Genomic DNA, 12,799 nt, shown 5'->3' with positions numbered 1-12,799 from the left:
TAAGCGCATTACAAGCGCTCAGGAAAGCAGCACAGCACTGAAGGCAAAATCGCTTGGCAGAATGCCAGAATTTAACCGGCATTCCGGGCAGGCCTCTCTAAAAAGAGTGTTTTCACACAGCCTGTGTCCCCAGCCCGCCGTCGTCGAAGCCCCTGACGTTCTGGCCATGCATAGTTCCATCGCCAGCCACAACAGAAAGCGTTTCACAAGCCAGCAATCAAATTCCGCAGATTTGCCCGCGCCGTGGCTTCAAACTGCTCACGAGCCCACTCAGTGAGATAGATCTGCCCACGCTGCAAAAAGCCGTTCAGAATTTCCGCGCGTTTCTCCGCATACACATCCTGCGGCACCCACGCATACTCCGCACGGATCTGCCTCTCATACTCCAGCACACGCTCCAGCGGCTGCGCAAAGATGCCGAGATCAATGTCGATGATCCACGCATCATCCGCGCAGTCTCCCGGCTCGTGAGACTTCGTCAGCATGACCAGCCGCGCCACTTCGTGTGCGATGTCGCTTCCGCCCAGAGCCTCCACCGCCATCTGCGCGCTGCGCTCTTCATTCTCGCTCCCTTTCGGATCATACACCGCATCATGAAACCACAGCGCCATCTCGATGAGATCCGGCTTTGCGATCAGGCCCGTCTTCTTCGCCTCATCCAGGCACTGCAGGCATTCTTCGAGATGCTGCAAGGTGTGGTAGGCCCGCTGCGGCTCTGAGTAACATTTCAACAGCCTTGTGTGCCATGCACCCGCGTCGCCCGGCAAAAGCAGATTCCTCCACAGGGATTCGAAGCGATCGAATGAAGTCGTCATAAGTTCAGCAAGTCAGCCGTTGGCGTATGAGCCGCCCCGGTTCAGCCGCGGAAAATCAAAAGGTATGAAGCGACCGCGAACTGTAGTGCGCGCTTCACAACAATTTCAAGTGATGCTTCGGGCAACTTATTCACAGCAATCACTTCACCCCCGCGCTTGAATCCAGAACGCAGCGCGGTATCGCTGATTGCACACATGGATTGCCGCCAAACTGAAATCGTCTCCAGCCTCATGGCCTCGTATCACGAGGTGGGCGGGATCAACCACGTCGATTGCGGCAATCTGCCGTCCAAGCGCGCGATTGCCACCCTTTGCGAAGACTTGCTGCACCTGCTCTTTCCCGGCTTCTTTTCCGATGAAGCGGTGTCCTCCCAGGAGCTGGAGCTCATGACCAATGAACTCGTGGCCAGCATGCGCGAACGCCTCAACGTGGAAGTGCGCCGCAGCCTCCGCCTGAATGGCAACCATGAAAATCGCGATGAAGAAGTGTCCGGCATCGTCTGCAGCTTTTTGATGGGCCTGGCCGAGGTGCGCGCGTTGTTAAAAATGGATGTCGAAGCCGCGTATGCCGGCGATCCCGCCGCGCGTGGCTTTGAAGAAATCATTCTCGCCTATCCGGGCCTTGAGGCCATCGCCATTCAGCGCACCGCGCATGTGCTCTATTTGAAAAACGTACCCGTGATCCCGCGCATGATGACGGAGTGGGCGCACAGCCGCACGGGCATCGACATTCATCCCGGCGCGGAGATCGGCACGCATTTCTTCATCGATCACGGCACCGGCGTCGTCATCGGCGAGACCGCCACTCTGGGCAATCATGTGAAGCTGTATCAGGGCGTCGGCCTTGTGGCACGCTCGCTTGCCGCAGGACAGGCGCTGCGTGGCAAGAAACGCCATCCCACGCTGGAGGATCACGTCACGGTCTACGCCAATGCGACGATTGTCGGTGGCGACACGATCATTGGTGCGCGCAGCACCATCGGCGCAAACGTATTCCTCCTTGAATCCGTGGCACCCGACATGCTCTACGCCCTTGGCGACCAGGAGCACAAGGTGCAGGTCAAAAAGAAGAAGTGACGCGCATGTTCGATCTCTCCCAGCTCAGTTTTGATTTCTCCGCGCTGCCGCACTGGATGCCATTCAGCTCCGTGCGCGAACTTGCTCCCGCTCCCGCGCCGGCACCTGCCGGAGATGAGGAAACCATTCTCGACGGGCGCGATGAAACGCTGGAGGAGCAGACCCGCGCCATGCTGCTGGCGCTGGACATGCCCGGCGGCGCCAAGCTCGTAACCGTGACCTGGAATGCCCGACTGCGCAGCACCGCAGGTTATGCGCGGTATCCAGGCTGGGCCATCGAGCTGAACCCGCGGCTGCGCGAGTTTGAAGGGCAGGTGGATCGCACCTTGAAGCATGAACTGGCGCATTTGATCGCCTATCATCGCAGCGGAAGGAAACGCATCGAGCCGCATGGGCGCGAATGGCGGCAGGCCTGCGCCGACCTTGGCATTCCCGGCGAAAAAGCGCACCATCGCCTGCCGCTGCCGCGCAATGAAGTGGAGCGCAAGCTCACCTACGCCTGCCCCGTGTGCCAGACCACCGTGCAGCGCGTCCGCAAATTCCGCCGCCCCACCGCCTGCCTGCAATGCTGCAACCGCCACGCCGGCGGCAAATACGACGGCCGCTTCCGCCTCGCGCTGGTGGCGCAAAGGTAGGCAGATCTTCTCCGGGCGCTTTGCATTCTGGAGTGCTGCCGCGTGTCTTGAAGGCCCGCCGTCTACCAACGTTTTCAGACTGTGTGGCGCCGCTTCATCTTCCAGCCGATCCCCGCCCACAGCAGCAGGCCAAGGGTGAGGCCGATGAGGCGGGAGTTTGTTTTCGGATCGCCGACACGCTGGATGGCCACTTCCAGCACCGCGTGGTCTTTCAGCTTCGAAAAATGATGCGCCGTGCCATCGAGCGGAAGATCAATGCCAAGCGCCCGACGCCCCGTGGGACGCAGAGACTCCACCGTTTGCGCAAGGGTGGTGGGACGGCCTCCCGCCCTGCCATCGTCATCCTCTTTGGCCGCCGGTGCTGCCTTCGCTTTTTCCACCGCGTCTCTCGCTTCGGGCATTTTGGCTCCAGCACCGGGTGCGCCGAAGGGATCGGCACCCCTTAATGCGACTGCAGCAGGCTCCGCAGGAGAACCGAATGGATCAGCGCCCATGGCTGGAGCAGCGGGCTGCTGTGCCTCCGGCTTGGGCATTGGCAAGGCCTGCTGGAGTGCCTGGGGCTGCTGCACCGGGGTGCCCGCGATCACGCCCCCAAATGTGGTGCTGCCCGCCATGTTGGTGGTCAAGCTTGAAGCAGTATTGGGAACGGAAGCAGTCTGTGTCAGGGCGCCAGTTCCGACTGCCTGAGATCCCAGTGTCGTTGCTGCACCAAGAGTGAGAGAACCTCTGTCGGCATTTGCATCAGCCGTAGCCCAGCCTCCCGCGATACCGGCAACATTGGCCACCGCAACCGGCTGGTCCGTCCTGCCATAGAAGTTGACGGTGCCGCTTATAGCAGGCGGGCTGTTGAGGGTTACTCCCGCACCGCCGCCGGGGAGGGATTGCATGTCTTTCCCCATGGAGAGCACGCTGTTCGCAGGTTTGCCAGAGGCCATCTGTTCACCTCTTTTTTCTTCGGTCGTCGTGGCCGTTGCTTGATTGAATGCAACGATCGCGTTGTTGCCGAGGTTGTTGCTGCGGGCGTTGGAGTTGACGGTGTTGAAGGAGCCGTTGGCGTTCTGGGCGAGGGCTGTGGATTGGAAATTGCCGTAGTTTTGGGATGCCGTGGGGTTGAGGCTGTTGATGCTGAGGACGCCGCCCGCATTCACCGTGGTGCCGCCGACGTAGGCATTGGCACTGCTGAGAACGAGTGTTCCGCCATTCTGCTGCTGCTGCGGAACTCCGTTGGCGGCGAAGTAGCTGTTGTCCACGGCCACGTTGTCATTGAAAAGCTGGCCGCCGTTGGTGGTGACGGAGCCGGTGAAGGTGTTGTTGCCTGCGAGGCGGATCTGCTGCTCCTGCGGCGCGGCGTTGTTGAAGTCCCAGGAGGTCTTCCCCTGCTCGATCCTGCCGTTTTTTGCCACGCCTTTCCCGTTGGCGTAGTTGCTGTTCCAGTTCCCTTGCAGCAGTTCCTGCTGCTGCCTGACTTCGGTGTCCACACTGTCCTGGCGGGGGATGTCCACGGAGGCGCGGCTGCGGACTTTGGTCAGGATCTCGGCCTTCTTCTGCTGCACCACCTGGGCCAGCGCATTGGCGTCGCGGTAGGCGGCCTCGGCTTCCCGGTAGTCGAGTTTGCCGGAGGAAAGGAGGCGGTTGGCCTCGCCGAGTTCGCTGAGCATGCCTTCAAGCTGCAGCAGTTCGCGGCCTTCCGCGGCGGTGGAGGTCATGTTGCCGTCAAAGTCCTTGAGGCTCCAGCCTTGGGGAGTCCACACCGTCCAGGTGGTGCGCTCCACGGAGAGTCCGACGACTTCGGGGTCGTCCAGCTTTGTGGTTTGCTGCAATTTGCCGCTTTTTGCGAAACGATAGATCATTTTGACCTCCAACGCGCGCTGGCCCGGGCGGGTGTGGATGAGGGGGATGAGGCGGACGCGTTGGCCGTTTTGAGTTTCTTCATCGGCACGCACGGGTTCACCGGAGACGCTGACGCTGATGAGTTCGGCATGGTCTGGAAGGATGACGGGCAGGAACTGCAGGGAGCGGTTGATCAGGGAATACTGGGCGACGTCCCAGCGGGTGCCGTCGGGACGCAGGATGGTGGTCAGGTCAGCGAGGGTGATGAGGGCGGCGTTGCCTTCCGTGCTTGTAAGTTGTTGATAGGCAATCTTTAACGCACCCTCTCCTGTGGCGCGGAAGAACTGGGGGCGGAGAAGGCTGGCGGGCAGGTAGGGCACACTGTCGCGGGCCACGGGCTCCAGGGCGGTCTGGGTGGTGACCTTGGCTTCGCGGGCGGAGGCGTTGTCGAGGACGAACCAGCGGGTGAGGCGGCTGGCTTCCGGGACCTTCACGAAGGGGACGTCTAGTTCACTCGAAAGGGGTAAATCGAGGTCAAAGGTCAGTTCGGCGCGGTCCAGGACTTCGGTTTGGAGGGAGCATTCGTAGATGCGCTCGTTGTTTTCGATGTGGGAGCGGGTTTCGCGGAGGAGGGGGCCGCTGACGACGGCTTCGGGGAGGGAGGCGGGGAGGCGGATGCTGAGCTGCCTGACGGCACCTTGTTCCACCAATGCCACCACTTGCTGCGAAATGCGGATGCCGGCGTCTGAGGCGAGGACGAGGAGCATGGTTTCGGTGGTGAAGCGGGAGGGCTGGCGGGTGAGGGAGACGTCCAGGGTCCAGGAGGTGCCTTCGTGCTGCAGGCCGCGCTTCTTTTCCATGGGGGGAGCGATGGCAAAGACGCTGTCGAGGACGGTGGCATCGAGCTCTTTGAGTGCAGAGTTGTGTGTCGGATTCGGCAATTTGACCTCGTTGGCGGCGTGCGCGACGATCAAGGCCTTGCCGCCGACCTTTTCGTAGTTTTCGAGTTTGAGGGGTTCGAGGGTCCAGGTGGTGACGGGCTGGGGGGAAACCCTGGCCAAATGGACGACGAGGCGGGCCTCGGCACCGGCGAGGCCGGGGTGGAGCTGGAGGTAAAGCTGGGAGCCTTCGTGCTGCCAGGACATGAGGGCGGGGCCCTGGACGGCCTGGACTTCGTAACCGGCGGGGAGGCCGACGACGGCGTTGGTCCAGAGGCCGCGTTTGCGTTTGAGGGTGAGGGCGGCGAGGAGCTCGGCTTTCTGTTCGGTGAGCTGGAAGACGTAGGAGACGTCTGCTTCGGCGAAGAGGGCTGCGGGCTGGACGTCGTAGGTGGGGGCCGTGGGGCTGGAGGGGCCGGTGAACTGCCAGAGGCGGGCGGGTGTGGTGAGGCCGCTCCATTGCCAGCGGCCGGCGTCCTGCAAGTCCTGGTTTTGGGAGCTGGTGGAGCGCTGGGCGGAGCCGGCGGCGACCTTGAGCTTCATGGAGTCGTCGTGCAGGAGGGTGATGTCCTGTTTGACGCGGAGGGCAAGGGGATGGACGAGGGAGAGGGAGCGCTGGCCGGGGGCGCTGAGGAAGCGCTGGGCGCCCTGGATGTGGATGACGGCACCGTGGCTGACCTCGTGAAGGAGGGTGATGGTGAAGATGATCCTGCCGCCTTCGCGCCGGGTCTGGGTGGTCATGGCGGGGACGGGGACGATGCCTGCGCTGGGAAGGGTGGTGCGGATGTCGAAGGCGCCGATTTCCAGCGCGCCTTCATCGACCGCGAACTCCAGGGTGCGGCGGACGACGCCGGGGAATTCGTATTCGATTTGTGCGTCGAAGGATTCAGGCTGGAGTTCGCGCAGCGTGAGGGTGCCGCGGACGGTGGCGGAGGAGACGGGGGCTTCCCCGCGTTCGAGGCCGCGGGAGGAGCGCTCGAGGCGGACCTCATGGTGGGTGCCAAGGGTCTGGGTGAAGAGGCGGGCGGAGGGCTGCTCTTCGACAGTGGAGGCGGCGGCGCCGTTGATGCGGAGCCAGCCGTCGGACTTGGGGGTGCTGAGGGAGAGGATGCCGGAGAGAGCGGGAGGGAGGCTGAGGGTGAGACTCTTCCAGTCGCTCTGAAGAGGGAGGGTGGCGGTGAGGTCGATGGAATGGGTGCCGGGATGCTCGAGGGTGACGGCGTTATCGGTGAGGGCGGCGGATTTGCCATCGACACGGACTTCGCCTACGAGAGCGTGGGTGGGAGGGGCGGCAAAGGGAAGCTGCAGCTTGGTCCAGTCGCCACGGGAGGTGGCGGTGATGCGGGCTTCGAGGACGAGGCCGCGTTCTTCGATGCGGCCTTTGTAAAGGGCGCTGTGGATGACGGCTTCATGGGTGGAGTCGGTCTCCGGGGGCAGGGCGCGGCGGTTTTCCTTGGCGAGTTTCCAGAGGCGCTGGAATTCGTCGTAGCCCAGGTAATAGCGCTCGGCTTTCTGGGAGTCGAGGGGCTGCTTGACGTCGTAGGGGATGATGACGGTGTGGGCAGCGGGGTCGGGGGAAGGTTGTTTGTCTTCGGCGGGGAGGGTGGTTGCCAGAGACAGAAAGGCGAGCAGGAGGGGGAGGGCAGTCTGGGGGCCGGGGAGATTGCGGGGCGCTGGCCGACAGACAGGAGTGTCTGTCGTACCGACGGAGAAGAGGTGGCCGAGGAGGTGGAGGAGGAGGGCGGAGAGCCAGCCGAAGGTGAGGGCGTTGGCGAGGGCTAGATGGGGCGCGGGAAGAAGGAGGGGGAAGGCCCAGGCGGTGAGGATGAGGACGAGGAAGGTGAGGAACCAGGGGCGGTGCCTGCCCCAGCGCCAGAAGAGGGCCATGCCCAGGGCCATGGCGAGGACGGCACGGAACATCTGCCGGGACCAGGCGGTGTAATGGAGGGCGAGGGTTTCCGGGGCTTGAGCGCCGTGGAAGTGGAGGAGACGGCCGGTTTCTGGCAGGGTCACATCCAGGGGGATGAGGCCGGATTTGGCCTGAAGCCGGCCGTCGAAGAGCATTTCATCCACGTTCGCGAAAAGGCGGCCTGAGCTTTTTGAGACCGACTGCACATAGGTCTCGATAAGGTCGAGGTTTGGCTGGGTGTTGCGAACGACGAGCTGTGCGGTCGCAGGATTGTAGCTGGCAGAAGCGCCGTCAGGGAAGAGGATGCCTGCGGCTTCGAGGACTTGTCTTGCGGTTTTGAATCCCTGACCGCCCGCGTAGAGGAAATCTGGGGGGACGCGGTAGGTGCGAAAGGACTGCTCGCTGGCGTTTTCGGAGAGCGGGACGATGAGCACGGCGTGGGCTTCCACCTTGTACTTCATCTGCGCCAGTTCGGTGACGTAGCGGAGGGCTTCGCCAAGAGGGACGTCTTTGAGGTCGAGGCTGATGCTGGTGTTGGAGGGAGCCTCGCCCTGTCTCATGATGAGGTTGACGCCTCTGCTGCCGGATGTTTCGGCGAAGGTGTCGAGATCGCGTGTCTTTACACGCAGATATTCGATGGCCTCTTCGATGGTGGCGCCCTCAAAATGCACTGAGGGAAGAATGATCTTGTTCATCTTCTCGGTGAGGTAGGCTCCTGGTGAGCGGCCAACGCCATATTCGAAACCGACGAATCCATCCGCCGCAGGGGCAAGCTGCCTGCCTTCGATGACACCTGACGCTGTACGATCTGCCAGTCCAGGGTTAAGCCCTCCTCCAATGGTGGAAACGTAGGCTTCCACGAGGTCGAGATTGGCCTGGGTGTTGCGCACCACCAGTTGTGAATTGGCCGGGTTGTAGGAGGCTGCGGCACCCTCGGGGAAGGTGATGCCAATGGCTTCGAGTCCGCTTCTGGCGGTTGTTCGCTGGAGAGGACTTTGGCCCGCACCCGGGGGAGTGGGTGCGAAGGGATCGGCCGGAAGTAGCACTCCCTGCGACGAGGGCGTGATCTGTGTGAGGAAATCTGGTGGCACCGGGAAGCTGCGGGTGAGCAGTTCCGGCGTGCCTTCACCGATCGGGGTCACCATCACGGCGTTGGCCTCGACCTTGTATTTCATTTGCGCCAGCTCGGTGACGTAGCGCAGGGCCTCGCTCATGGGGATGTCCTTGAGATCGAGGCTGATTTCGGCGTTCGTGGGGGCATCGCCGGTCCTGAGGATGATGTTGACGCCTTTGACGCCTGAGGAGGAGTGGTCGAGGTCGCGGGATTTGACGCGGAGGTACTCGAGAGCTTCTTCGACGGTGGCCTTGTTAAAGTTCACCGAGGGGAAGATGATCTGGTTCATCTTGTCGGCGAGGTCGGAGCGCTGGTTGCTTGAGGCCCTGTCACCGCCAACATCAACAATCCCAAAGGGCATCACCTGGCGCTGCACGGGAACTTTGTCCTCCCACCGTTCATTCACCTGGGCGAGCATCTTGGCGCGCTGGTGGTCGTAGGCGGTCTTGAAGTAGGCCGTTCTTTTGCGCTCCGCGTTCTCAATGCCGCGGCGGGCGGCGCTGTTGTAGGGGTCAATGCGGAGGACGTCCTGGTATTGGGACATGGCGGCATCGTAGTTGCCGAGTTCGACGCTGGAGTTGGCGAGGAGGAGGCCTCTTTGAACCTGCACAGCATCGGTCTGGACGATGGGGGGATAGCGATCGGGATTCTTCAGGTTGGAGAGCGCCAAAGCGGCGGCTTTGTGTCCGGGAACGAGCCGCTGCGCCTCCTGGAGCAACTGCTGCGCCTCATTGAATTTTCCCTGCTTCGCCCGCTCCCGCGCCACGACCACGCTGCAATCCGCGAACTTGAGGCGGGCGAGATTGAGCCAGTCCTCGGTCTCGGGTGCGTTTGGAAGGGAATCCATGGCGGTCCTGTAGGAACCAAGAGATTCTTCATAGTCGCCTTCGCTGAACAGCTTGTCGCCGCGGTCCATGAACCTGCGCGTTTCTTCAATCCGATGGTGGCGCTTAGGACTTTCATGACCTACACGAACGCCGTGCTCATCGAATACCCACCCTGACCCGCCGGGGAGGAAATCGACGTTCTTCTCGTACCGGTAGGAGCGTTCGAAGATGTTTTGGAAGGGTTTGCCGAGGATGGAGACGAGGCGGGGCATGAGGCCGGGGGCGGCGGCGTCATTGAGGAGGTGGGACTGCTCGAGGGTGGTGTCCGCGGCGTCATAGCCGAAGGTGGCGGGGGCGTGGACGGCCCAGTCGGTGGAGAGGACGGGGACGTTTCCGACGAGGCGGATGGGCTCGAGGTTTTGAGTGCCGCTGGTGCTCCAGGCGGTGACATTCTGGCGGTATTGCAGGCTGACCTGGGTGTGGGGCTCGTTGGCGGAGCCGGCGGGGAGGGGGATGGCGATGGCGTTTTCGACACTGCGCACGGGCTTGACGGCCTGGCCACCGCTGGAGGTGCTGAGAAGTTCGGCGCCTTTGGGCAGATGGAGGCTGACGAATTGCTCGCCGGAGTGGGAGAGATCGAGCTGAACTTGGTGAAGGCTGTGGCCGTCGGTGCCGAGGACGGAGGTGAGGGTCATGCGGTTAATGACGAGGGCGGCGAGCTCTGAGTGGGCGTGACGCTGGGCAGTGACCGTGAGGGAGCTGTCTCCGGCACCGTAGGTGAAGGCGCTGGTGATGCGGTGGCGGGGCTGGTAGCCGATGACGACGGGAACACGCAGCACATCGAGCGGCTGCATGTTTTGGATTTTGGTGGAGAGCTGGGTGTCGGTGTTGGCCTCGATGACCCAGGTGCCGGAGAAGCGGCGGGACTGGGGGAGGGAGAGGTGGGGGAGAGTGGCGGTGAGGGAGGGGGGAGTGGTGGCGTTTTGGGGAGCGGGAGCGGGGTCAGGAATGGCCCCGGTGCTGGGGAGGCTCATGCGCCAACGGATGGTGTGCCTGCCCTTGGACTCCTGGCGGAGGGTGTAGGTCCAGGTGCCGGTGGCTTCATCGAGCTGCTGCTCGCCGACAAGGGGGGAGGTGACGCGGAGGAGCTTGGCGTTGGCGGTGGGGAGCTGGACCTGGAAGGTGCGCAATGGAGCGCCGGAGATATCGAGGAGGAACTGGCCTTCGATCTCAATGGTGCGGGCGCGGGGCAGGGCGTAGGCGGTGACTTCGGTGGAGAAGACGGCTTCGGCGCGCTCGACTTCAAAGGTGAGCGAGTGCTCGCGGAGGCCGAACCAGGCCATGCGGCCTTTGACGGGGGTGAGGCGGGCATCCCGGTCTTCGAGGCCCTTGGCTTCTTTCAAAGCGACGCGCCAGGCGTCGTCGAAATCGAGGGCGGTGTAGCCGGCGACTTTGACGGCGTCCGGAACATCGAGCTGACGGAGGGTGACGGTTTCAGGGTTCCTGGGGCCGGTCCAGGCCTTGGTGAGCTTGAGGCGGGAGGTGATGCTGAGTTCAAGGGGCGTGGACGGATCGATGGGCCGGAGGGGCAGAAGGGCGATGGTCTGGCCGACGCGACGCCAGGTGAGGGGGAAAGGGGAGGATGAACCGGTGGAATTGTTGACGATGTTTGAGGTGATGAGTCGTTCTGAGAAAACCGGCTGGCTGATGTTGTTGGGGGTGACGAGGCGCTCGGGGGAGGATGCGACGTTGCTGACGGCGAGCTGCTGAGAGCCGTTGGTGGTGAGCATGGGCGCGGTGCCACCGGCTGGCGTGGACAGGATGGCGATGAACTCCTCCTGCGGCGGGAGGGTGACTTTGACCTCGGTGACGGGGCGGTCGCTGCGAAGGGTGAGCTTGCGCTCGATTTGCACGCTGTCTTTGTCGATGCGGGCGAGGACATCGACGTCGGATTCGATGCGGGGCTTGGAGGTGCGGAGGACGAGGCGTGGCTGATCGACGCCGAGCTGGAACTCGAAGGTGCGGGAATCCACCTGGCGTGCGCCGGAGAGATTCAAGAAATCGAGGTCCGGGGCGAGGGAGAAGGTGACGCGGGCATGCAGGGGGGGATTGAGCTGGAGGAGGGGCGGCTCCGCAGCGTCTGCGAGGGAGCTGATCATGCGGCGGAGTTTCACGGTGAGGTCGTGCATGGCGCCATCGCGCTCAAGGGTGACGAAGAGCTTGCCGCCTTCCTGGCGCCAGCGGCGGAGGGCGGTGCCGGTGACATCGGTGACCTGGGCGTCCTTTCCGGTGAGGGGCCAGGCGATCTCGGTCTCGCGCCCGGTGTTGCTTTGAACACAGACGCCGAAGACGAGGGTGGTGGCGACGGAGGCCTCCGTGACCGAGACTTCCGCTGAGGCGGAGTCTGAGAAGCGCAGGGGCTGCGAGGCGATGGCTGGCGGGGCTTCGATCCAGCGGACGCGAAGGGCGCGGGGGGTGCCGGGAGGGAGGAAGGACTCGCTGTCGTGGTAGCTGCGGTGATCGAAGGCGACCTTGAGGGCATCGCCGCTGCGCTCGGCGGCTGATCCGGCAAGGAGGCGGACGCCGGGGGGCAGGGTGAGGTGCAGGGACCCGGCGAAGGGGAGATCCGGGAGTTCCAAGGTGCGCTCTCCGGCACCGAGACGAACCCAGAGGGGGAGCTGGGCTTCGAAGCGGAGTTTGGCGGGGCCGGGACCTTTGGCGAACAGAATGAGGTGGGGGGCGGCGGCGGAGCCGGCTTTGGAGCCTTGGGAGGCTGCCTGGGCGGGTTCCATGTGGGCGAAGATGCTGCCACCTTCCGAGGTGACGCTGCTCATTTCAAAGGGCCAGGGGATTTGGGTGCTGAGCCAGTCTTTGGAGGGAAGCTGGAGGGAGAGCTCTCCGCGCAGTGTGACGGTGGCGGCACCGGGGGCCACGGTGCCGTCCAGACGGAGGGACTCGATGGCGATGAGTTTCGGCGGGGCGAGCCTGGGGTCGGGATTGTCCTCGGGCTTGGTCTTGCCGGCGTCGCGGACGAGGGTGCTGTACTGCTCCGGGGAGAGGAGGACGGCGTTGGGGTGGGAGCGGAGGACGGTGTCTAGCTGGTTGGTGGGGACCCAGAGTTCCTGGCGGGGGGGCTCGGCTGAAAGGATGAAGGATGAAGGGTGAAGGGTGAAGGCCAGGGTGGCGAGGAGTGAAAGAAGATGCTGGATGCTGGTTGCTGGATGCTGGATGACGGAGGGGCGAGGGCTCGCAGAGGTGGGGGGACGGGCGGGGCGTTGTGGGACTGAAAACTGAGAACTGTGAACTGAAAAATGGGAATTGGCAGAGGGACTGGGGATGGCGCGGGGCGCTGGGAGATGGCGAGGCGTTGGGGTCGAGGACGAGTTCGAGCAGGAGGACGATGGGGTGGGAGAGAGCGTAGGGTGTGGCGAGAGCGGTGCTAAAGCACCGCAGTCCGGGGACGCTGGCGCGGGCTTTGGGGGATTTGGGATGTTGGCCCGCTGTCCACTTTGCGGAAAGGGGTGGGTCGGCTCATGGCCCGGTGGGTGACCGCCCTCGAAAGTGGGGCGCTGGGTGGCGGCGGCTTGGGGACAAGCCGCCCTACCTCTGCCGTAGCTGGGAGGGCGATGAAGAGGATGAGTGGGATTCATCTCG

The 12,799-nt window shown here is 63.4% G+C and carries 4 protein-coding genes; 2 read left to right on the top strand and 2 right to left on the bottom strand.

What is annotated here, in order from left to right; translation table 11 throughout:
• Window positions 1-203 precede the first annotated feature (203 nt).
• Entirely contained in the window at window positions 204-692 is a 489-nt protein-coding gene (locus ACILSO_RS14890; RefSeq protein ID WP_395738218.1) for a hypothetical protein, read from the bottom strand.
• A 318-nt stretch (window positions 693-1,010) separates the two neighbouring features.
• Between ACILSO_RS14890 and ACILSO_RS14885 the strand changes: the two genes are divergently transcribed.
• Complete coding sequence (locus tag ACILSO_RS14885; RefSeq protein WP_395738217.1) at window positions 1,011-1,892, top strand: serine O-acetyltransferase; 882 nt, start codon at window positions 1,011-1,013, stop codon at window positions 1,890-1,892.
• A 5-nt stretch (window positions 1,893-1,897) separates the two neighbouring features.
• A complete protein-coding gene (locus ACILSO_RS14880) occupies window positions 1,898-2,527 on the top strand; it encodes a SprT-like domain-containing protein (RefSeq protein ID WP_395738216.1) in 630 nt (209 codons plus the stop codon).
• Between the two features lie 74 nt (window positions 2,528-2,601).
• On the opposite strand, the gene ACILSO_RS14875 is transcribed toward ACILSO_RS14880, so the two are convergent.
• Window positions 2,602-12,795 carry an autotransporter-associated beta strand repeat-containing protein gene (locus ACILSO_RS14875; protein ID WP_395738215.1) on the bottom strand — a complete coding sequence of 3,398 codons (10,194 nt, stop codon included), beginning with the start codon at window positions 12,793-12,795 and terminating at the stop codon, window positions 2,602-2,604.
• Between the last annotated feature and the right edge of the window lie 4 nt (window positions 12,796-12,799).

This window comes from Prosthecobacter sp. (assembly GCF_044226605.1).
GTDB lineage: Bacteria > Verrucomicrobiota > Verrucomicrobiia > Verrucomicrobiales > Verrucomicrobiaceae > Prosthecobacter.
This window is presented reverse-complemented; position numbering and strand designations above follow the sequence as displayed.